This window comes from Sphingorhabdus sp. 109, assembly GCF_902506555.1.
In the GTDB taxonomy this organism is placed as follows: Bacteria; Pseudomonadota; Alphaproteobacteria; order Sphingomonadales; family Sphingomonadaceae; genus Parasphingorhabdus.
In genome coordinates, this window is sequence record NZ_LR732707.1 from 1,084,115 (window position 1) to 1,105,407 (window position 21,293).

General features: G+C 56.0%; 24 protein-coding genes. 15 read left to right on the plus strand and 9 right to left on the minus strand.

All coding sequences use genetic code 11. The features are described 5' to 3' along the window. Window positions 1–4: 4 nt before the first annotated feature. Both BOSE62_RS05210 and BOSE62_RS05215 read right to left on the minus strand, forming a co-directional pair. Window positions 5–289 carry an HPr-rel-A system PqqD family peptide chaperone gene (locus BOSE62_RS05210; protein ID WP_159643000.1) on the minus strand — a complete coding sequence of 95 codons (285 nt, stop codon included), beginning with the start codon at window positions 287–289 and terminating at the stop codon, window positions 5–7. Between the two features lie 72 nt (window positions 290–361). Beyond that, entirely contained in the window at window positions 362–778 is a 417-nt protein-coding gene (locus tag BOSE62_RS05215; RefSeq protein WP_201295635.1) for a hypothetical protein, read from the minus strand. Between the two features lie 129 nt (window positions 779–907). Here BOSE62_RS05215 and BOSE62_RS05220 point away from each other — a divergent pair, with 129 nt between their 5' ends. The 7 genes from BOSE62_RS05220 to phoB all read left to right on the plus strand — a co-directional run bounded on the left by BOSE62_RS05220 (window position 908) and on the right by phoB (window position 8,520). Continuing rightward, window positions 908–2,284 (plus strand): sensor histidine kinase, encoded by a 1,377-nt coding sequence (locus tag BOSE62_RS05220; protein WP_236553844.1) that lies wholly within the window; start codon window positions 908–910, stop codon window positions 2,282–2,284. A 182-nt stretch (window positions 2,285–2,466) separates the two neighbouring features. Further along, the gene (locus BOSE62_RS05225) at window positions 2,467–3,510 is read left to right on the plus strand and encodes a substrate-binding domain-containing protein (RefSeq protein WP_159643004.1); all 1,044 of its coding nucleotides are present in this window, start codon (window positions 2,467–2,469) and stop codon (window positions 3,508–3,510) included. A 60-nt stretch (window positions 3,511–3,570) separates the two neighbouring features. Then, window positions 3,571–4,956, plus strand: coding sequence for a phosphate ABC transporter permease subunit PstC (gene pstC / locus BOSE62_RS05230; RefSeq protein ID WP_159643006.1), 1,386 nt, complete (start codon window positions 3,571–3,573; stop codon window positions 4,954–4,956). Beyond that, complete coding sequence (gene pstA / locus BOSE62_RS05235; protein ID WP_159643008.1) at window positions 4,949–6,211, plus strand: phosphate ABC transporter permease PstA; 1,263 nt, start codon at window positions 4,949–4,951, stop codon at window positions 6,209–6,211. Before pstC ends, pstA begins: the two co-directional genes overlap by 8 nt. A 53-nt stretch (window positions 6,212–6,264) precedes the next feature. Further along, window positions 6,265–7,062, plus strand: coding sequence for a phosphate ABC transporter ATP-binding protein PstB (gene pstB / locus BOSE62_RS05240; RefSeq protein WP_159643010.1), 798 nt, complete (start codon window positions 6,265–6,267; stop codon window positions 7,060–7,062). Window positions 7,063–7,087: 25 nt separating this feature from the next. After that, a complete protein-coding gene (phoU, locus tag BOSE62_RS05245) occupies window positions 7,088–7,819 on the plus strand; it encodes a phosphate signaling complex protein PhoU (RefSeq protein WP_159643012.1) in 732 nt (243 codons plus the stop codon). Then, complete coding sequence (phoB, locus tag BOSE62_RS05250) at window positions 7,819–8,520, plus strand: phosphate regulon transcriptional regulator PhoB (protein ID WP_100094691.1); 702 nt, start codon at window positions 7,819–7,821, stop codon at window positions 8,518–8,520. Before phoU ends, phoB begins: the two co-directional genes overlap by 1 nt. 43 nt (window positions 8,521–8,563) lie before the next feature. Here phoB and BOSE62_RS05255 read toward each other — a convergent pair whose 3' ends face one another. Both BOSE62_RS05255 and epsC read right to left on the minus strand, forming a co-directional pair. Next, the gene (locus BOSE62_RS05255; RefSeq protein ID WP_159643014.1) at window positions 8,564–8,917 is read right to left on the minus strand and encodes a DUF2794 domain-containing protein; all 354 of its coding nucleotides are present in this window, start codon (window positions 8,915–8,917) and stop codon (window positions 8,564–8,566) included. Further along, on the minus strand, window positions 8,917–9,621 hold the full coding sequence (epsC, locus tag BOSE62_RS05260) for a serine O-acetyltransferase EpsC (RefSeq protein ID WP_159643016.1): 705 nt from the start codon (window positions 9,619–9,621) through the stop codon (window positions 8,917–8,919). Before epsC ends, BOSE62_RS05255 begins: the two co-directional genes overlap by 1 nt. Before the next feature lie 153 nt (window positions 9,622–9,774). Here epsC and BOSE62_RS05265 point away from each other — a divergent pair, with 153 nt between their 5' ends. Continuing rightward, the gene (locus tag BOSE62_RS05265) at window positions 9,775–10,698 is read left to right on the plus strand and encodes a hydrogen peroxide-inducible genes activator (RefSeq protein WP_159643018.1); all 924 of its coding nucleotides are present in this window, start codon (window positions 9,775–9,777) and stop codon (window positions 10,696–10,698) included. Here the strand turns inward: BOSE62_RS05265 and BOSE62_RS05270 are convergent. From BOSE62_RS05270 to pgsA, 3 genes are read right to left on the minus strand one after another with little or no spacing between them, the layout of a single operon-like run. Then, window positions 10,695–11,147, minus strand: a complete 453-nt coding sequence (locus tag BOSE62_RS05270) for a molybdenum cofactor biosynthesis protein MoaE (RefSeq protein WP_159643020.1) — start codon at window positions 11,145–11,147, stop codon at window positions 10,695–10,697. The two genes, BOSE62_RS05265 and BOSE62_RS05270, sit on opposite strands and share 4 nt — an antisense overlap. Beyond that, on the minus strand, window positions 11,144–11,407 hold the full coding sequence (gene moaD, locus BOSE62_RS05275) for a molybdopterin converting factor subunit 1 (protein ID WP_159643022.1): 264 nt from the start codon (window positions 11,405–11,407) through the stop codon (window positions 11,144–11,146). Before moaD ends, BOSE62_RS05270 begins: the two co-directional genes overlap by 4 nt. Next, entirely contained in the window at window positions 11,407–11,979 is a 573-nt protein-coding gene (gene pgsA, locus BOSE62_RS05280; protein ID WP_159643024.1) for a CDP-diacylglycerol--glycerol-3-phosphate 3-phosphatidyltransferase, read from the minus strand. Before pgsA ends, moaD begins: the two co-directional genes overlap by 1 nt. Before the next feature lie 163 nt (window positions 11,980–12,142). Between pgsA and BOSE62_RS05285 the strand changes: the two genes are divergently transcribed. Continuing rightward, complete coding sequence (locus tag BOSE62_RS05285; RefSeq protein ID WP_159643026.1) at window positions 12,143–13,429, plus strand: MFS transporter; 1,287 nt, start codon at window positions 12,143–12,145, stop codon at window positions 13,427–13,429. A gap of 18 nt (window positions 13,430–13,447) precedes the next feature. On the opposite strand, the gene BOSE62_RS05290 is transcribed toward BOSE62_RS05285, so the two are convergent. Further along, window positions 13,448–13,693, minus strand: a complete 246-nt coding sequence (locus tag BOSE62_RS05290; protein WP_236553847.1) for a hypothetical protein — start codon at window positions 13,691–13,693, stop codon at window positions 13,448–13,450. A 276-nt stretch (window positions 13,694–13,969) separates the two neighbouring features. Here BOSE62_RS05290 and BOSE62_RS05295 point away from each other — a divergent pair, with 276 nt between their 5' ends. From BOSE62_RS05295 to BOSE62_RS05310, 4 genes are all read left to right on the plus strand, one after another. After that, window positions 13,970–14,209 (plus strand): hypothetical protein, encoded by a 240-nt coding sequence (locus tag BOSE62_RS05295; protein WP_159643028.1) that lies wholly within the window; start codon window positions 13,970–13,972, stop codon window positions 14,207–14,209. A 163-nt stretch (window positions 14,210–14,372) separates the two neighbouring features. After that, window positions 14,373–14,939: an ATP-dependent protease subunit HslV gene (hslV, locus tag BOSE62_RS05300; protein ID WP_159643030.1), complete on the plus strand. Its 567-nt coding sequence runs from the start codon at window positions 14,373–14,375 to the stop codon at window positions 14,937–14,939. Window positions 14,940–14,979: 40 nt separating this feature from the next. Continuing rightward, window positions 14,980–16,281 carry an ATP-dependent protease ATPase subunit HslU gene (gene hslU / locus BOSE62_RS05305; RefSeq protein WP_159643032.1) on the plus strand — a complete coding sequence of 434 codons (1,302 nt, stop codon included), beginning with the start codon at window positions 14,980–14,982 and terminating at the stop codon, window positions 16,279–16,281. Between the two features lie 137 nt (window positions 16,282–16,418). Further along, window positions 16,419–17,051, plus strand: coding sequence for a peroxiredoxin family protein (locus BOSE62_RS05310; protein ID WP_159643034.1), 633 nt, complete (start codon window positions 16,419–16,421; stop codon window positions 17,049–17,051). A gap of 9 nt (window positions 17,052–17,060) precedes the next feature. On the opposite strand, the gene BOSE62_RS05315 is transcribed toward BOSE62_RS05310, so the two are convergent. After that, window positions 17,061–19,979 (minus strand): M16 family metallopeptidase, encoded by a 2,919-nt coding sequence (locus BOSE62_RS05315; protein ID WP_159643036.1) that lies wholly within the window; start codon window positions 19,977–19,979, stop codon window positions 17,061–17,063. Between the two features lie 123 nt (window positions 19,980–20,102). Here BOSE62_RS05315 and BOSE62_RS05320 point away from each other — a divergent pair, with 123 nt between their 5' ends. Together BOSE62_RS05320 and BOSE62_RS05325 are read left to right on the plus strand one after the other, a co-directional pair. Further along, window positions 20,103–20,675 (plus strand): NifU family protein, encoded by a 573-nt coding sequence (locus BOSE62_RS05320; protein ID WP_159643038.1) that lies wholly within the window; start codon window positions 20,103–20,105, stop codon window positions 20,673–20,675. A 24-nt stretch (window positions 20,676–20,699) separates the two neighbouring features. Continuing rightward, window positions 20,700–21,293 carry a malonic semialdehyde reductase gene (locus tag BOSE62_RS05325; RefSeq protein ID WP_159643040.1) on the plus strand — a complete coding sequence of 198 codons (594 nt, stop codon included), beginning with the start codon at window positions 20,700–20,702 and terminating at the stop codon, window positions 21,291–21,293.

Sequence of the window (21,293 nt, forward strand, 5' to 3'; positions counted from 1 at the left end):
CCCATCAGCCGGGGACCCGGGACACGAGACCGAGCAATGACAGTTCTTCGAGGCGTGCCAGAATGATTTCTTCCGCATCTCCGCCGGATTCGATGTCGAATAGGGCGGTCAGCCGCGCAATAATCTCGGTTGCGGCAAGCGCAGCCTCTTCCATCACTTCGAATATGGCGGGGGCCGGATCGGCTAGAATATGGGTGATGCCGGACGGTCTGTGATACAGCAGTTTCATGCTGTCCAGGTCATGCCAGATCAGATCTTCTGCCGGCGCAGCCCGATATTTCTGGGTCATGGAGAACTACCTGCGAATCTGGTGCGACATAACCGATTAATAGCAGGCAAAAGTTAAAATGGTGCGGATATATCAGCGCGGCATTTGCAGCGAAGCATAACAGGTGAAGCCGCTCTGCCCGGACTGCAGCCGGCGAATATATTTCACATAGGCCCGCGACTGGTCGTTGGATGTCCCGGGCAAGGTGCGGCCCCTCATGGCGCGGCGTACTTCCTCGCCGGTGAAATTGCGACCGGCGGGCGGAAATGCTCCTGGCGTGTCTGCCGTGACCACTTTCCCGTTCGGCGCGATAAAACCGCCCGAAGCATGTTTGCCCGGCACTGGAATCTCGCAATTGAGAACGGAACCGGCGGTCTGCGCCAATGCAGGCTTGATGCTGACTACAGCTGAAGCCGTGACTGCGCCCATCATCAGGGCGCGGCGACGGTTTACAATGCCGCAATTCTCGCCATTTGCGTCTGACGATTCAGATGGAAGGCCCTCTTTCATCGAATTTCTGTCCATTTTTCTTAGCTTCAGATAGGTGCACATAAGCGGAAATCGATTGAAAGGCGAGCAATCAGTCCCTCGCTCGCAACCGCGTCCATATTCGGGACATAGACATGCAAATCGTTAATATTGTCTCTATTTGCGAAAGCCGGTGCAGGCTCCCGAAACATTCCCGTTGCCGATGCGCCGGAGCACCGGCTAAACAGCGGCTATGACAATGCCAGAATCATTCCGATGACTTCGGTTTCCCCTCTTCGTTTGCTGATCGCTCTGGCGATCATTGTCGGCGGTGGCATTCTTTCCGGTCAAATGCCACAATCCGGCCAGCAGTTCATCGTGGTCATTGTCTCGGGCACCTTCGCCCTGTTCATGGTTATGCAGGACCGGCCCGCCTCGCCAATGCCGGATCCGGCAGCATTGGAACGACAGACCAAACGGATATTATATCAGGGGCGCTCGGAGGCCTATCAGGATATTATCGACCCGATAACAGATCCGATCATGCTGATCCGCAATGCCAAGGTCGCCGCGGCCAACCCGGCCGCCGCCCAGGTCCTGGGCAATCATATCGTTGGCGAGGACGTGCGCATCGCCATCCGCCATCCCGCCGCTGCCGACCGTCTGGCAAATCCGGATGCCAAACATACCGGTGAGCCCATTTTGCTGGTCGGTGTCGGAAGCACGGACCAGAGATGGGAATTGCGCATCCACACGCTTCAGGACGGACTGAAGCTGGTCCAGCTTTCCGATCGGTCCAGTCGCTATGCCGCCGAAAGAATGCGGACCGATTTCGTCGCAAACGCCAGCCACGAACTGCGCACACCACTGGCAGCCATCAAGGGGTTTATCGAAACGCTTGAGGACCCCACGGCCGGCAAGGACGATGCAACCCGCGCCCGCTTTCTGAAAATCATGTATGACGAAGCCGACCGGATGCAGCGTCTGATCGAGGACCTGATGTCGCTCTCCAGGATCGAGGCAGAGAAATTCGAGCTGCCTTCAGACGTGATAGATCTGAGCGAATTGGTCGAGGAAGCGCGTGATTTCTACATCAACAGCCGTGGCAAGAAAGAAAGTGAAATACTGGTTCATTTTCCAACTGTTATGCCAATGATCCACGGAGACCGGGCGCAATTGTCGCAGGTCGTCAACAATCTGCTGAGCAACGCATTCAAATACGGAAGAAAAGGGGCACCGGTCACGATCAAGGTCGCGCCCAATAAATCGGGCACGATGCTTTATCTGTCGATCAGTGATCAGGGCGACGGCATAGCACCGGAACATATCCCCCGGCTCACCGAACGTTTTTACCGTGTCGACAAGGGACGCAGCAAGTCGATTGGCGGTACCGGACTGGGGCTCGCAATCGTAAAACATATTTCGGAACGCCATGGGGGAAGGATGGAAATCAGCAGTGAGGTAGGCCGCGGTACAACGGTATCGGTATTGCTGCCGGTCGCCAGCAAAAGTCCGGGAGCCGTTTTGCTGGCACAAGGCAGTGATTGATCGATGATCGCGGGAAATAATTCTCCCGGGAATGAGTGTCCGACTGCATGGTCACATAATTGTAATATATTTGTCACGAACAGGACATTGCGCCTCCCTAGAAGCCTCCCGAACAAGCCTGTTGATAGGGTTTCTGGCAATTTTTGCGAGGGATCACCTGCAGTGGAATTAGGAACTATTCTATGTTGAGAACAATCGCGCTCGTGGCGGTCGCCTCCCTCGGGCTATCGGCCTGCCAGGACCAGGCGTCCGGTGGCCAAGGCGGCACCCGCAGCGAAATACGGATCGTCGGTTCCTCGACCGTTTTCCCCTTTGCGAAAGCGGTGGCAGAGCAGTTCAGCATCAACGGCGCCAATCCCTCCCCCATCCTCGAATCGACCGGCACCGGTGGCGGCATGAGCCTGTTCTGTGCCGGTGTGGGCGCGGACACGCCCGATATCGCCAATGCATCCCGCCGGATCAAGGCATCCGAGTTTGAACTGTGCCAGAGCAATGGCGTGACCGACATCATCGAAGTGCAGATCGGTATCGATGGTATCGCGGTTGCCCAAGCGAATAACGGCCCTGCCTTTTCGCTGACTCCGGCCCAGATTTACGAAGCCATTGCGGCAAGGCCCTACGGTAAGGAAAACAAGAACGAGAGATGGTCTGATATCGATTCGTCCCTGCCCGACTTCGCGATCAGCGTTTACGGCCCGCCGTCCACGTCAGGTACGCGCGACGCGCTGACCGAACTGATAATGGAAGTTGGCTGTACAGCCGATTCGGCCACCAAGGCGCTCAAGGACAGCGACGAGGAAGCCTTCAAGGACATCTGTCATGAAGTCCGCACCGACGGCGGTTATGTCGATGCGGGGGAAAATGACAATCTCATCGTCCAGAAACTGAAAGCAAATCCCAACAGCGTCGGAATTTTCGGTTTCAGTTTTCTGGAAGAAAATCTGGACAGCGTTCGTGGCATTTCGGTCTCGGGGGTGAAGCCGACCTATGATGCGATTGCATCCGGCAATTATCCCGGCGCACGCCCGCTTTACGTCTATGTCAAAAAACAGCATGTCGGTGTCATTCCGGGGCTTCGCGAATATATGCTTGAGTTTATCGAGGCTGGCAGCCGCGACGGTTATCTGGTGAAAGCCGGGTTGATTGCATCGCCAGAAAATGTACGAGCGGTGATGACCGACGTGATCCGTGACATGCCTCCGCTCGCGATCGGCGAACTTGAATAGGCACGCTTTGACGCGCGCTACATACTTGATGATATTGATGCAGGAGCGGAACCAGATATTGTGACAAGTGCGACGCTTCTTTTTCTCGTGATCGGCCTGGGGCTGGTCGCCTGGTTTTTTGGCCGCCTGAAGGCTTCCGGAATGCAGGCGAGCGGAGAGACCTCCCGATCTGCGCTCCATTCGCTGCCAAATTATCATGGCTGGTATGTCGCCTTGTGGGCGATTGTTCCGGCCGCGATTTTCATGACCATCTGGAATTTTGTCAGCCCGGCGCTGATAACCGATGCCGCGCTGACCAGCGCTGCAGCGGCCGGGCTACCGCAGGACAGTTTTTCCCGGGCAGCGATCCTGTCCGAGGCCCGCGCGATAGCTTATGGCAACCAGACCAATGCCTTCAATCCGCTGTCGCAATCGATGGTCGAACCCTATCGCGAAGCTATTGCCTATTATCAGATGATCGGAACGGTCGCGGCACTGCTGATGGTATTCGCCTGCGGTGTCTATGCGTGGCTGCAGATCAAGCCTGACCTGAGGGCGCGGACCAAGATCGAGCGTGTGACAATGCTGATTCTTCTGCTCGCATCGCTTATTGCAATCATCACCACCGTCGGCATCTTCCTGTCGCTGGTGTTCGAATCGGCCCGCTTCTTCTCGATGGTGTCACCGATCGATTTTCTGTTCGGTACCGAATGGAATCCGAAAGCGGTGGCCGGTCCGAGAGGCGAAACCGGATTTGGCGCCATTCCGCTTTTCTGGGGCACCGTCTTTATCGGCGCGATAATCGCGATGATCGTCGCGATCCCGCTCGGCTTGATGAGCGCCATATATCTGACCCAATATGCACCAGCGAAATTCCGCGCTTGGATGAAGCCGATACTCGAGGTTCTCGCCGGGGTGCCGACGGTGGTCTACGGCTATTTTGCCGCATTGACCGTCGCTCCGGCTTTGCGCGACTTTGCCGTTTCGATCGGCATTGCCGGTGCGTCGTCGGAGTCCGCTCTCGCAGCTGGTGTGGTCATGGGCATCATGATCATTCCGTTCGTCTCGTCGATGGCCGATGACAGCATTGCCGCGGTACCCAGCGCAATGCGCGACGGTTCGCTGGCGATGGGAGCCACCCATAGCGAAACGATCAAGAAGGTGCTTATCCCGGCTGCCCTGCCAGGTGTCGTTGGCGGTGTTCTGCTGGCCGTCAGCCGCGCGATTGGCGAAACGATGATCGTGGTCATGGCTGCCGGTCTCGCTGCCAATATGACCGCCAATCCCTTTTCCAGCGTAACCACCGTCACAACGCAAATCGTGCAACTGCTGACCGGTGACCAGGAATTTGACAGTCCGAAGACGCTGGCTGCCTTTGCCCTCGGACTGGTTCTGTTCATCGTAACGCTGCTGCTCAACCTTATCGCCCTGCGCGTGGTCAAAAAATATCGGGAAGCATATGAATAGTCTCACCGAAACGAAGCGCAATCCGACTGACTGGCAGGGCCCGGCGATGCAGAAGCGCATCGCCCGGCGCTATGCGGCCGAACGCCGCTTCAAGGCCCTGGGCATGGCTGCGGTCATGCTTTCGGCGGGCTTTCTTGCTTTTTTGCTGGTGGTGATGGTCGGCAACGGCTTCCGCGGCTTCACCCAGACAGAATTGCCTGTCGATATCGATTTTCCGGCTGTTACCGGCGGCGCTTCGGCCAGCCAGTTTGAAGGGCCCAATGCCAATGCAAATTTGCAGTCCATGGGGCTGCGTGAAATCGTCGACAGCAGCATCGAGATTCAATATGGCCCGGACGGAACGGAGCTCTTTTCGCCGGGTGGCTGGACCGCGGTTAGCGCGATGATTCTGAATGATCCGGATATTGTCGAACAGAAAACCACGATATATTTGCCGGTTATTTCCGATATCGATGTCGCTTACAAGGATGCCGGTAATCCGGAAGCAGAAGAGAAAGTGCGCGAACTGGGAGATCGTTTCTCGACCGGCTTCAACTGGAATTTCCTCAGCCATTCCGATGCCACCGACCCGATGCAGGTCGGCATATGGGGTGCGTTCAAGGGGTCGCTGATCACCATGGTTGTCACCTTGCTGCTGGCCTTTCCGGTGGGCGTGCTGGCGGCGCTCTACCTTGAGGAATATGCGCCGAAGAACCGGCTGACCGACCTGATCGAGGTTTCTATCAACAATCTGGCGGCTGTCCCCTCGATCATCTTTGGCTTGCTGGGGCTTGCCGTATTCCTGAATTTCTTCGGCATGCCGCGATCCGGCGCTCTGGTCGGCGGCCTGACCCTGGCGCTAATGACCATGCCGGTGATTGTGATCTCGGGGCGTAATGCCGTTAAATCGGTACCGCCGTCTATTCGCGAAGCAGCGCTTGGCATCGGCGCGAGTCCGTTGCAGGTGGTCTTTCACCATGTCCTGCCGCTGGCCCTGCCCGGCATCCTGACCGGTACCATCATCGGCATGGCCCGGGCGCTCGGCGAGACTGCGCCGCTGCTGATGATCGGCATGCGCGCTTTTATCGCCACCCCGCCCAATGGCATTACCGATCCGGCAACGGTATTGCCGGTGCAAATTTTCCTGTGGTCGGATGAAGTCGACCGCGGTTTTGTAGAAAAAACATCCGCAGCGATCATCGTGCTATTGTTGTTCCTGCTGACGATGAACGCTCTGGCCATCTATCTGCGCAACCGTTTTGAAACCCGCTGGTAGGTGCTGTGATGAATGATGATCTGACAATGCAAGAAGCAAGTGAAAGCGCAAATATGACAGATTCGGCCCCGACTGATATGGCAAGCGAAGCCTCTACGCCGAAGATGACGGCTCGCAATGTCAACGTGTTCTACGGCGACAAGCAGGCGATCAATGATGTGTCCATCGACGTGAACATGGATAATGTGACCGCCTTCATCGGGCCTTCCGGCTGCGGCAAGTCTACCTTCCTGCGCTGCATGAACCGGATGAACGACACGATTCCGATCGCCCGGGTCACCGGTGATATCCAGCTGGACGGAGATGATATCTACGCGCCGAAAATGGATGTTGTCCAGTTGCGGGCGCGGGTCGGGATGGTGTTCCAGAAACCGAATCCTTTTCCCAAGTCCATCTATGACAATATCGCTTATGGGCCGCGGATCCACGGCCTCGCTACGGGCAAGGAAGAACTGGACAATATTGTCGAATCCTCTCTGCAGCGCGCTGGTCTCTGGGGTGAAGTGAAGGACCGGCTTCACGATAGCGGCACCGCATTGTCGGGCGGGCAGCAGCAGCGCCTGTGTATCGCCCGTGCCATTGCGGTCGATCCCGAGGTGATCCTGATGGACGAACCCTGCTCAGCTCTCGATCCGATTGCAACGGCAAAGATCGAGGAGCTGATCCATGAATTGCGTGGCAAATATGCGATCGTCATCGTAACGCACAATATGCAGCAGGCCGCGCGCGTATCCCAGAAGACGGCGTTCTTCCACTTGGGAACCCTGGTGGAATATGGTGAAACTACCGATATTTTCACCAATCCGCGGGAAGAGAAAACACGGGACTATATCACCGGACGTTACGGCTGATATCTCGAAGTCTAGGAAGTCAAAAATGGTCAATACTGGTACAGAACATACGGTTAAAGCCTTCGATTCCGACATAAACGAATTGCGCGGCATGGTCGCGGAAATCGGCGGACGCAGCGAGCAGGCCATTTCCAAGGCCATGCGCGCGCTGGAGAACAGCGATCTGGAACTGGCGGAAGAAGTTGTTCGGGAAGACAAGCTCATCGACGAACTCGAAAAACGGATCGACGAGCTGACATTCCAGACCATCGCGCTGCGGGCGCCCATGGCTGACGACCTGCGGGAATTGATTGCCACATTCAAGATATCCGGTGTGGTCGAACGGATAGGCGATTATGCCAAGAATATTGCCAAGCGGGTACCGCTTGTTACCACAGCCCATCGCCTGACGCCGATCTCGCTGCTGCCATCCATGTCGAAAATCGCCAGCGAACTGGTGCGAGATTCGCTGGACGCGTTTGCGCGACGGGATGCGGACCTGGCGATGGAAGTGAACCGCCGCGACCAGATTGTCGACGATTTCTATAACAGCATTTTCCGTGCCGTAATCACCCATATGATAGAAAATCCCAAGGATATCGGGGAAGCGGCCCATTTGCTGTTCATCGCAAAAAATCTGGAGCGGATCGGTGATCATGCCACCAATGTTGCCGAGATGGTCTATTTTGCGGCCACCGGAGAGCCGATGCCGGAACGGACACGCGGCGAAAATCCGACGACACCGGTCGACGAAGCGCCCATCGACGGGGAAGACTGATGGTCAACGCCAAATTACTGCTGGTCGAGGATGATGCCGCCCTGGCGGAACTGCTGACCTGGAATTTCAAGAAAGAGGAATATGACGTCATCCATACTCCGGATGGCGAGGAAGCCTTGCTGCTGGTGCAGGAACATCGTCCCGACGTGATCTTGCTCGACTGGATGCTGGAAAGTCTCTCCGGAATCGAAGTGTGTCGCCGCCTGCGCCGCTCTTCGGAAACCGCCAATATCCCGATTATCATGCTGACCGCCCGTGGAGAGGAAGAGGACAAGATCCGTGGCCTAGAAACCGGTGCTGACGATTATATCACCAAGCCGTTCAGCCCCCGTGAACTAATCGCCAGAGTGAAAGCCGTCCTGCGGCGTGTCCGACCGGCGCTGGCGGGCGAGAAGCTCAGCTTTGGCGATCTGGAAATGGATACCGTTGGCCACAAGGTGAAGCGAGGCGGCGACACTATCCCGCTCGGTCCCACCGAATTTCGCCTGCTGCGCCATTTTCTGGAGCATCCCAACTGGGTGTTTTCCCGCGAACGACTGCTCGACAGCGTGTGGGGGCAGGACAGCGATATTGAACTGCGTACCGTTGATGTCCATATCCGGCGGCTGCGAAAAGCGCTAAACGCCAATGGCAGATCGGATATCATTCGTACTGTAAGATCAGCGGGCTATGCGCTCGATACCGACGCTGTCGAAGGCTGATATCCGGGCGGAGCAAGGTGCATTGCGCGCCGATCTGGATTTGCTAGTCGCCGACCAGTTTCATCAGCTTGCGCTCGATCGGTGCCAACACGCCGGCCAGATCATGGCCGCGTTTCAAAACCTGTCCCTGCTCGCCGCGTAGCGACCACATGCCCTGGCGATTGCGTTCAGACGGTCGCTTCTCTATCCGCATCTGCGGCCGTTCCGATGCGCGGCGGAAAGCAGCGAATATCGCGACATCCCGGCGCATATCCATGGCGTAATCCTTCCAGTGTCCAGCCGCGACCATTCGGCCGTAAAGTCCCAGAATCCGCTCTATTTCACGACGTTCAAAACCGACCTGGGTAGCCGAGCCGCGCTGCGGAAAAGGGGATATGTTGGAATCGCCGAAACGCATCAAGCGCTGTCGCGTCCCTCTGATTCAATTGACTCTTTTTCGCCGTTTCGCTCCTTCGCAAAGGCCGCTATGCGTTTCTGCAACTGTTCCATTTCGCATTGAAGAATTTCCAGTTTTTGCGTCGACGGATCGAATATTTCACTGCACGGCGTGCCGTAAGGAACAAATTCCTTCTGATAATCCTTGGCCTCAACCAATGTCGGGCGGGCGCGGACACCAACCATGGTTGCTCCTTCCGGAACATCCTGGGTCACGACCGCATTGGCCCCCACCCTCGCTCGTGTGCCGACCGTGATAGGACCGAGCACCTGGGCTCCCGAACCGAGAATAACGTCATCCTCGATTGTCGGATGTCGCTTGCCGCCAACGCCATTTGCCGGGTTCGTCCCGCCCAGGGTAACGCATTGATAGATAGTTACATTATCGCCAATTTGTGCAGTTTCACCGATTACGGTAAACCCGTGGTCGATGAACAGATGGCGGCCGATTTTGGCACCCGGATGGATATCGATCGCTGTGAAAAAGCGGGAGATATGGTTGATCAACCGGGCGAAGAAATATAATTCGCCCTTGAATAGCCAATGCGCGAGGCGGTGGAGGCCAAGCGCCAGCACGCCAGGATAAAGCAGCACTTCCCAGCGCGATCGCGGTGCCGGGTCGCGCGCCTTAATGGAATCCAGATAGGCGCCGAGTTGCCGAAACATAAATTTCCTCCGGAAGATACGAATATCATTAACTAGGTAGGACAGGCCCGTATTTCCAGTTCTTTTTCGAAACGGAAATGGGAACGCACTTTTCAACCCATTGTTTATCACTATAGCAGATCAATATACATTTACTGATCGAAGGCTTCGATAATGTCGACCTATCTCCCCACGTTGAAGCAATTGCAATATCTGGTTGCGCTGAAAGAACATGGCCATTTCGGAAAAGCGGCGGAATCCTGCTTTGTCACCCAGTCGACATTGTCTGCCGGGATCAAGGAACTGGAGGCGCTGCTCGATATTGTTCTGGTCGAGCGGACCCGCCGGGTGGTCCGTTTTACCGAACTGGGCAACCAGATGGTCGAGAAAGCCTATCGTATTTTACGGGAGGCTGAGGAATTGTCCGAAATGGCCCGATCTGCCGGTAAGCCACTGGCGGGGGACGTCCGGATGAGCGTGATCCCGACCATCGCTCCCTTTCTGCTGCCGCGACTGCTGCCGCAACTGCGCAAGGAACGCCCGGAGTTGAAACTTTATCTGAAAGAGGAAACCAGTCAGGCAGCCTGCGACTCGCTGCATCATGGCCATGCGGACTGCGTCTTGCTGGCACAGCCCTTTCCCTGCGGCGATGTCGAATCGGCAATGCTGTTCAGCGACGAAATTTTTGTGGCCTTCCCGAAAGACGATCCGCGCGATCCTCCGCCGCAGGTTGATCCGGCTACCATCGACGAAACGCAATTGCTCCTGCTCGAAGACGGACACTGCCTGAAAGATCATGCCCTCGCGGCCTGTAACCGACCGGAACTCCGGGCATCCGCGCGGATGATGGGTACTTCCCTGCATACTTTGGTGCAAATGGTCGACAATGGCCTTGGTCTGACCCTGTTGCCCAAAATGGCAATAGATAGCGGCATTCTCGATCACACCAATATCGTTGCCAGACCGCTACAGTCGGATCGTGCCACGCGCGACATCGCGCTGGTCTGGCGCAAGAACAGCCCACGCCGAAGCGAGTTTCAGCTGCTGGCAGAAATCATGAAAGGGGCGCAACACCGGGTTGCCGAAAAACAACTCTAGTTTTTCCGAAGGTCCCATTTTTGCGATGCATCGACATCCGATGCGCGCTCTTCGATCCATTTCGTCGTTCCGTCGGTCCGGGTTTCCTTCTTCCAGAAGGGCGCAACCGTCTTCAGCTTGTCCATGATGAAGGAACAGGCCTCGATTGCCGCTCCGCGATGATCGGATCCGGTTATCACCAATACGATATTATCGCCCACCGCCAGTTTCCCGACGCGGTGAATGATGGTGACGGCGTGGAGCGGCCAGTCCGCCCGTGCCGTTTCGGCAATCTTGTGCAGCGCCTTTTCGGTCATTGCGGGATAATGTTCCAGCGCGAGCGATTGCAGATTCCCGTCATCGCGAACCTGTCCGATAAAGCTGGCAATCGCGCCGCCGCCCTGCCCCGAAACTCTCGCTGTCTCGACCGCGATGTCGAAATCGTCCGGTCCGACCGAAATTCTGATCATCCGCCCGTTACCGGCGGAAAAATCGCCAGCTCCTTCGCCGAACCGAGCGGGCTTGCCGGAAGGCCATAGTCCTGATCGAGGGCAAAGCGCAATTTGGCCAGGTCGGCAAATATCTCGGCATAGACGCCGCCTCGCGCAACCAACATCATAACGACATCGGCAATAGTCTCGATGCCCTCGCCGAGCGCGACCTGTTCCTGGTCCAGACCAAGCCGCTCCCGAACCCAGGCAAAATAGACGATGTCGAGCGAGCGTGCCATCAGTCCATATGCTTCAGGCCGACGCGGAGATAGTCCCAGCCGGTGATCAGGGTCAGGATCGCCGCCGCCCAAAGCGTCCACAGGCCCACGGTCTGCACAATCGGAAATTGCGGCAAACCGCCTGCCAAGATCAAAGCGCCGAGGGAAATCATCTGGAACCCGGTTTTCCACTTTGCCAATTGAGAAACCGGAACGCTGATCTGCAACCCCGCGAGAAACTCACGGAGACCCGATACGGTTATCTCCCGCAGCAATATGATAATGGCGGCAATGGCGTGCCATCCGCTGATATCGCGTGTGAATATCAGCATTAGAACGACCGCGGCAACCATGATCTTGTCGGCAATCGGATCGAGAAATATGCCGAGCTTCGAAACCGTGCCTTGGGAACGGGCCAGATAGCCATCGAAATAGTCGGTGATCGCCATCAGACAATAGAGCCCGAACGTCAGTAAATAGTCGATGGGGAGCGGTTGCGGCCGAACCGATTCGAAATTTGGCCAGAGCAGAAACACGAGAATCGGAACCGCAAAAATTCGCGAGAGCGTCAATATGTTCGGCAAGTTCAGCATTATGGCTCTCGCATAGACAGATTTGCCCGAAATGAAAATTGTTTCAACCAACAGGAGTGGAAATTCATTGCAAGGACAGTCGGTCATTGAATTTGACGCACAGGCTGAAAGGACTAAGGATGCCGTAACCCTCATCCTTTGCTCGAACAGAGATTTTCACTTTATGCAAAATACTGCGCATTTGCTGCGAACGAGAAGATTTTTGCCGCTTTTCCTGACACAGTTGCTCGGGGCATTTAATGACAATCTCTTCAAATTCTCGATGGTCATTCTGGTCACCTATGGAATTTATGAAAGCGAATCCGAAGATTTCGCGTTCAATGCGCTGGCGTCCGGCCTTTTCATATTGCCGTTTTTCCTGTTCTCGTCGCTGGCGGGGCAGTTGGCGGACAATTATGACAAGGCGCGAATCACGCGTTTCGTCAAAACCCTGGAAATTTTCATTGCCGTCGTCGGCGGTATCGGACTCTGGCTGCAGTCGATACCGATAATGCTGACCGCCCTGTTTCTTCTTGGTCTGCAATCGACTTTCTTTGGTCCGATAAAATATGCCGTTCTTCCCCAGCATCTGGAGCAAGACGAAATATTGGGAGGCACCGGACTGGTAGAAGCGGGAACCTATATCGCAATTCTGGCCGGCACGATTCTGGGCGGGATCATCATCGACCGGAATGGAAATGGTGTAGAAATTGCTGTAATCGCGGTTTTTGTAGTGGCGCTGATTGGACGCATCGCCGCCCAGTTCATGCCGCCAGCACCGGCACAAAAGGAAGTTGAAGCGATCGACTTCAACTTTGTCCGCTCATCGATACGGCTGATTTCCGCTACCTTGCATGTGCGCCGACTATATCTGGCGATTATCGCGATCAGCTTTTTCTGGACCATAGGATCGGTGCTGATCATCCAATTCCCGCCGCTGGTTGAAAATGTGCTGACCGCAACTCCGCAGGTCGCCAGCCTGTTTCTGGGCGTATTCTCGATCGGCATTGCCGTTGGTTCGATACTGGTCAACCGGCTGCTGAAGAGCGAAGTTTCAGCGCGTTTTGCGCCGGCTAGCGTGATCCTGATGGGGGTATTCGTGCTGATACTCTATTTCATTGCGCGCAGTTGGCAGGGTTTGCCGGAGGGCCAACTTTATACGTTCGACACTTTTATCGTCCACGAAGGGGCGTGGGCCTTGCTCGGCACTCTGGCCGGCGTATCTATTTTCGGCGGCATGTTTGTTGTTCCCCTATACGCCTTTCTGACAACCACGGTGGACATCAGCCAGACCGCCCGCACGATTGCGGCCAACAATGTTGTCAATTCCGGCTGTATGGTCGTGGGCGCTCTGGTCGCGCTGGGGCTGAGCATGATCGGCGTGTCAACGACCGAACAGCTTTTGCTGGTCGCAGCCATGTGCCTGGTCGCGGCATGGCTCGGGCAGCAATTGCATCGGGCCTGCGATTAGTCGAGCGGCAACGTCCGCTCAGACGATGAACATGTAAAAAGCAGTAAAGAATGCGAGGAAGCTAAGCAGAAACAGGCTGACATCTTCTCCGAATCCCTTGCTTTTCGCGATTGATACTCTGTCGCTGTCATGCTCTTCAGCGGCGATATCCACGATTTTTACCGGCAGACTGCGGCGAAAACTGTGTCCCGGTCGTTCGGCTGCTACAACCAGATGTCTCGAATTCTCTCTGTCCATGGCCTTGGTTAACAATTTGTTAGCCATATATTCCAGCCCGAAATTGCCCCTTTTGGTTAACGTCTTGAATTGGTACAGGCTATGAAAATCAAGGGATAGAGCGATAACAGGCGGGTAAAATTAACTGTTGTCCATCATGCGCCGGTTCAAAGGCCTATTTTAGACAAAAGTTCAACCTGTGTGATCTTTGCAACTGATTGGCGATATTGTGGTTTTGAACAATAAGATGGTTGATTTCAGCATGCTCTTATGTCAATGCTCGAAGCGTATTAAGTGAAATGCGAAACCCTGAAGGAGCAAATTATGCGTTTCGGTAAAATAGGAATGGCTGCAGCAGCAGCTGCATCGCTTGTAAGCGCACCCGTTTTGGCACAGGCCTCCCAGCCTGTTTCTTCGGCTGTACGCACCAGCGCAACTGTCGAAGGCGAAAATGATCTCGAAGGTGGCTCCGGCATCATCATCGCAATTCTGGCAGCAGCAGCAGTGATTGCTGGCATCATCATCGCAGCCGATGGCAGCGACGATACGCCAACCTCCCCCTGAACTTGTTCAGATACAGATTTTGAAAATGGCGGCCTTTCGGTCGCCATTTTTTTTGCCACGATTGCGGGTTGATTGACCGGTTTCGGTCAATCTTTCCTGCAATGAAACAAAGCCGTAAAGCCATTGGTTGCACATTCGGAAGCGATTACCCATATCTGCTTTCATGACAGAAAATCAGCAACACGGCCTGCAGCAATGGCATGGCACAACAATCCTATCGGTGCGGAAAAATGGCAAGGTCGTGGTCGTCGGAGATGGCCAGGTCTCGATGGGTCAGACGGTAATGAAGCGCAATGCCCGCAAGGTAAGGCAGCTGCACGATGGCTCGGTGATCGGCGGTTTTGCCGGGGCAACCGCTGACGCTTTCACCTTGTTCGAAAGACTGGAAGCCAAGCTTGAGCGGCATAACGGGCAGTTGATGCGGGCCGCTGTCGAACTTGCCAAAGACTGGCGAACCGACAAATATTTGCGCAATCTGGAAGCCCTGATGATCGTGGCGGACAAGGATGTCACGCTCATCCTGACCGGCAACGGCGACGTTCTGGAGCCGAACGAAGGCATCGCGGCGATCGGATCCGGCGGTAATTTCGCGCTCTCGGCTGCCCGCGCCTTGATGGATTACGAAAAGAACGCCGAAAAGCTGGCGAAAAAGGCGATGGAAATCGCCGCGGAAATCTGTGTCTACACCAACGACCAGGTCACCATAGAGACGCTCGACAGCGACAGCTGATCCTGGTCGACCCCATTATCACCAATGAAGAGAATTTAGCATGCAGGCGAACCTGACCCCCAAAACAATCGTCAAGGCACTGGACGACCATATCATTGGTCAGAAGGAGGCTAAACGCGCCGTAGCTGTTGCCCTGCGCAACCGGTGGCGCCGCCAGCGGCTTCCTGCCGAACTGCGCGACGAAGTAACGCCCAAGAATATTCTGATGATCGGCCCCACGGGTTGCGGCAAGACGGAGATTTCGCGCCGGCTGGCGAAGCTAGCGGATGCGCCCTTTATCAAGGTCGAGGCCACCAAATTCACCGAGGTGGGCTATGTCGGTCGCGACGTCGAGCAAATTGCTCGCGATCTTGCCGAGGAGGCAGTCCGGCTGGAGCGCGACCGCCGGAGAATGGCGGTCCATGAAGCGGCAGCGGAAGCCGCGATGAACCGGTTGCTCGATGTGTTATGTGGTGAAAATGCCAGCGAAGCCACGCGCGAGAGCTTTCGTCAACGGGTCGTCGACAATCATATGAACGATACCGAAATCGAGATCGAAGTGGAAGACACGCCTAATATGCCGATGGATATTCCCGGTATGGGCGGTCAGGTCGGGATGATCAACCTGTCGGATATGATGGGCAAAGCGTTCAACCAGTCGCGCCTGAAGCGCCGCAAGATGCGGGTTGCCGACGCTTGGGACAAACTGATTGAGGAAGAATCCGACAAGCGGCTGGACGAAGAGGATATCTCGCGGGCCGCAATTACCGACGCCGAATCCAACGGTATTGTTTTCCTTGATGAGATCGACAAAATCGCCGTCAGCGACATGCGTGGCGGATCGGTTAGCCGGGAAGGGGTTCAGAGAGACCTGCTGCCGCTGATTGAGGGAACGACGGTTGCGACCAAATATGGTCCGATGAAAACAGACCATATCCTGTTCATCGCTTCCGGTGCCTTTTCGATATCGAAACCGAGCGACATGCTTCCCGAATTGCAGGGACGGTTGCCGATCCGTGTCGAATTGCGGGCGCTGACTGAGTCCGATTTCGTCCGGATATTGACCGAAACACGCGCCAATCTGCCTGAGCAATATGTTGCATTGCTGGGGACGGAAGATGTTGTCATCAAAATCACCGACGATGCGATTGGCAAGCTGGCCGAAATCGCGGCAAATGTGAACGAAACGGTCGAGAATATCGGGGCCCGCCGGCTGCAGACAGTGATGGAAAAACTGCTTGAAGAAATCAGCTTTGATGCGGAGGACCGGACCGGTGAGGAAATCATCATCGACAGGGCTTATGTCGAAAAGCAGCTTTCTGATGTGGCAAAAGACACCGATCTGTCCAAATATGTATTGTGATGGTAAAAGCGAGCGCTCGGCGGCGCTTTGCCGATCGTAAAAACAGGCCCCGCTATTCGGGAAACCGGGGGCCCCGCTTTGTAACATTCCGGCTTCGGTCCACGAATATTGGCAAAGATAGTTGAATGGAGCATAAAATGACCCGAACCGCTTTGACCTTGTCTTCCCTTGCCGTGCTGGCGCTGACCGGCTGCTCCGAACCCGCTTCTGAAACGGGCACCGGCGCATCCGATCAGACGGAAAGCAAGCCGGAAATTTCGGTTGCTCCGATAACCGAGGCGGAAAGCATCGATGCCGGTCTCGCGGTGGGAGAACAGGTTCCCCTGGAGACCGGCTTTCTGGCCAACGGCGATGAAACAAGCTTTGCCGAAATTCTCGAGAATGGTCCTGCCCTCGTGGTTTTTACGCGCTCGGTCGAATGGTGTCCCTATTGCCAGACGCAATTGAAAGCGATCAACGGCATCGTCGGCGACCTCAAGGACCGTGGCTATACGCTCTATGGCCTTAGCTATGACAGTCCGGCGCAACAGGACCGTTTTTCGAAGAACCAGATGCTGCAATATGAGATGCTGTCCGACCAGTCCTCGGCGGTGATCGACGCATTCGGGTTGCGCGACCCGCAATATACCGACGGGCGGGCCGTCGGTGTTCCTTATGCATCGGTCTATCTGATCGGCAAGACCGGGAAGATCATCGCGAAAACAGTGTCCGGCGATTACACAAAGCGGCCAAGCAATGACCAGATACTCGCGCTGGTCGACTCAATCTGAGTCCAGCGGCTAGTGGCTGGCGGCGGCATCCACTGACTGTCCGGGCACTCCATTGTCATTGGCCGCCAGATTTTCCGCTTCGGGGAGCACCGCGAGCTTCCATTTTTTTGCATCATCAAGATATTTGATTGCCAGCGCCTGCACTTCTTCCGGTGTGACTACCGTATAGTCACGCAACAGGGTCTGCAGGGCGGCGAATTTCCGGGGGTTGTAGCTCGCACCCTCCAGCTGGCTCATCCAGAAACTGTTGCCGCTGCTGGCCCGCGCGATCAACTGACGAAGAGGCTCGACCACGCGCTGAAGCTCATCCGTGCTAACCGGTTTTTCCCTTAAATCCTTGGCTATCATGTCGATGACATTGTAGAAGCGGTCAATATTGTCCGGGGTCAACTGGCTTTGAGCGCCGATATATCCACCGGATTCAAATTCCACAGGCCAGCTGTTGATGACCTGCGGACTATAGCTTGCCCCCTGTTGCGACCGGAGGATTTCAAAAAGCCGGTCATTGAATATCGACGACAGGACCTCCAGTTTGCGACTCTCACGAACATTGTCCAGCCCGCCGCCCGTCGGCCAGGCCACCATGGCAGCGGCTCTTTCCCGATCACCCTTGTGGACCAGTATTTCAGGACCGGCTTCTGGCGCTGGAAATTGCGGGGATCGCGCGTCCGCGGCGACCGGTTGCGCGTCCCGTTTTGGCAACGCGCCGAACGTTTTCAGTACGGATTCGACGGCCTGGTCCCGGTCAAAATCACCAAACAGCATCACTTCCACCGGTCCGCTGGCCAGAATCGGTTTCCAGAATTTCTTGAAATTCTCGGCGGTAAGCTCCTTGAAATCTTCCTTGTTCGGCGTCTTCCAGCGCGGATCCTTGCCGCGAACCAGCCATTCCAGATCACGGCCAAGTACCGCCTGCGGAGAGGCCGAGAAGCTGTCGTAGCTAATCAGCGCAGCGGCTTTGCTTCGAACCACAGGGGCGGCATCCCAACGCGGAAAGGCCAGTTTAGCCGCCATCAAATGCAACTGGTCCTCTAGATCCGATGGACGCGTATCGGCAGAAATTTCAAACGCGTCATTGTCGATGTTGAACGAAAGCCCGATGCGTCTACCGGTTGTGATCTTGTCCAGTTCCTCCTGCCCGAGATCGGCGACACCACTGGGCATCAGCGCCATGGCGCCGGACCAGGCCAGAGTCTCCTCTTGTGATGAAAGGCCGCTATACCCCTTGCCAAATCTGACATTGACCATGACTTTGTTGCGCTCGGCGTTGTTCGGAAACATCAACACCCTGACGCCATTGGCCAGAACCAGCTTTTCGATATCAAAACGATCATATTTCTCGGCCGACAGCACCGATCCCATTTTACCGATTTTCCTGAGCGCTTCAAAACCGATATCGGACTGGGCCATACGGACGTCGCTGGCGGCATCGACGGGCCGTCGCAACGCCTGCTCCAGACGGGTCTTGCCATTGTCGATGATGTGAGGCGAAGTCAGCAGGGCGCGCGTGGCGACGCCGGAAAATAGTTTTTGCGTCGAATCGAGCAGTCGGTCCGGCGTGTACATATCCCGCATCGCGTGAAAGACATCGAGAGCCACCTGGGGTGTGGCCACCGTTTCGCGTATATCGACAGCATTGATGATATCATCGGCCTGCTTGCGCGCCGCCTCTGTCTGATAGCTTTCGACGCCGATCGCCAGAGCCGCGTCAAATTCCGCGACCTCCCGGGCAATATCCTGTTCGGAGGGCGCTGTGGTGGTTGCATCGGCGATAACCGAACGGACATCCTCCAGCGCAGCTTCCCAGTCTTCTCCCAGCGGAACTATGCTGACGAAAGTACCATCTATCGATCGGCTGACATCTTCCTGACCGACGCTGGCTTGCAGATAGCTGCCGCCTGCCCGGGCCCGCGCTTCGAGCCGCCGGTTGATCAGCTGCAGGGCCAGAAGATCGACCAGAATCTGCTGGTTATATTCAATAGTGTCCTCAACCTGTTCCCAGGGGCGCGCGATGACCATCGAGATGAACCGCGGCAAAGTGGGTTCGATAACCACCCGGCTGATGTCGGCATCAGCCCGAACATCGCCAAAGTCGGGAATCTTGCCCGCCTCGCCCTTGCCTTGCCATTGCGAAAAATGCTTGTTCAGCAATTGCTCGAACAGGGCCGGATCACCGTCGCCGGCAATGACGATGACGGCCATCTCCGGTCGATACCAGCGCTGATGGAACAGTTGCAGCATCTGTGGCGTGGCCGCGCTCAATGTTTCCGGCGTGCCGATGGGCGCGCGTTTTGCCAGACGCTGCCCGGCAAAAAACAGTTCCCGGGTCGCGTTTTGCACATCCGACTGCGGGCCGGCACGCTCGCGCAATTCGGCCAGAACGACGGGACGTTCGGCATTGACCGCGGTGGCGGTGAGTCCGGGCGAGCGCACCATGCCCGACAGGATTTTCAGGCTTTCATCGAGACTGTTGCGGTTCGCATTGGGAAGGTCGAGCTTGTAGACGGTTTGCGTCGGCGTGGTTTCGGCATTGCTGTCGCTCCCGAAGGTTGCTCCCAGACGCTGCCAGACCCGCTTTGCTTCGCCGTCGGGGACATGGGTCGAGCCGCGAAATGTCAGATGCTCCATGAAATGGGCAAATCCCTGTTCCGCTTCAGTTTCCATTAACGAGCCGACATCGAGCCGAAGGCGGATCGATACCTGGCCCGGCGGGACGCCATTGTGCTTGACGGCATAACGCATGCCGTTCTCCAGCACGCCAAAGGTCCAGCTTGTGTCAACCGGAACATCGCTGTTCTCGTATAACCACGGGACTTCAGCATCCGTCCGGCTCTCTTCGGCATGCGCCATGCCGGGCATTGCCAGCAGAGCGAGCAACAGAAACAGAATGGAAAGGCCTGGATGGAGGCGCAGTGATAATGTTCTCATGCGTCAGGTATAAGCAGGCTCAATCTGACTGGCCAGTGAATAGTCCTCTCGTTTCCCCCATCTTCCACAGAGAGATGTTGTTTAGCCCTTGATCGCTCCGCATATAATCGCCAGGTAGCAGTCATGTTGATAGAAACCGAAAAAACACCAAATCCCTCGACCCTCAAATTTCTGCTGGGCCGGCCGGTCATGTCCGAAGGAACCCGAGACTTTGCCTCGCCCGAAGATGCCGAAGTATCTCCGCTGGCCGAAGCGCTGTTCACGCTCGGCGATGTCACCGGTGTTTTCTTCGGATCGGATTTCATTTCGGTTACCTGTGGACCAGGTGCCGACTGGAGCGATCAGAAACCGCAGGTGCTAAGCATATTGCTCGATCATTTTTCTGCCGGACTGCCGCTCTTCAAACCGGGCAGTGCCGGCGACATCATTGTCCCTCCCGAAGAGGAGGTACATGATGATCCGGAAGATGCCGACATCGTCGCACAGATCAAGGAACTGATCGAAACACGGGTCCGCCCGGCGGTTGCCAATGATGGTGGCGATATCATCTACCGCGGCTTCAACCAGGGCACCGTGTTCCTGAAAATGCAGGGGGCCTGCGCCGGTTGCCCGTCGTCGACAGCGACGCTCAAACACGGCATTGAATCCCTGCTCAAACATTACGTCCCGGAAGTTACGGAAGTCCGGGCCGCCTAAACGTCATCCAAAGAAAGCAGAGCCATGAATTCTCCACTCGATCAGGCTGCGCTGGACCAGCTGTTTCTCGAAGCCCGTACCTATAACGGCTATCATGACAAGCCGGTAACGGTCGAACAGCTACACGCTATCTGGAATCTTATGAAAATGGGCCCGACCAGCGCGAATATGCTGCCAGCCCGGCTGATCTGGTGCCACAGCCAGCAATCACTCGACCTGTTGGCCAAACTGTCTGCGGCAGGCAATCAGGATAAAATCCGCAAGGCTCCGGTCGCCGTGATCATCGGAATGGACGAGAATTTCCACGAACATCTTCCGGAACTTTTTCCGCATGCCGATGCAAAAAGCTGGTTCGAAGGCGATGCCGAGGCCCGCAAGGTCCATGCAATGCGCAACAGTTCGCTCCAGGGCGCCTATTTCATTCTGGCGGCGCGCGCGCTCGGCCTCGACACCGGTCCAATGTCCGGCTTTGACAATGATGCCGTCGACAAGGAATTTTTCGGCGACCAGCCGCACGTCAAGTCCAACTTCATATCGACGCTTGGCTATGGCGATCCCGCGACAATTTTCGACCGGAGCCCGCGCCCGGATTTCGATAAATTCAACAGCCTGATCTGA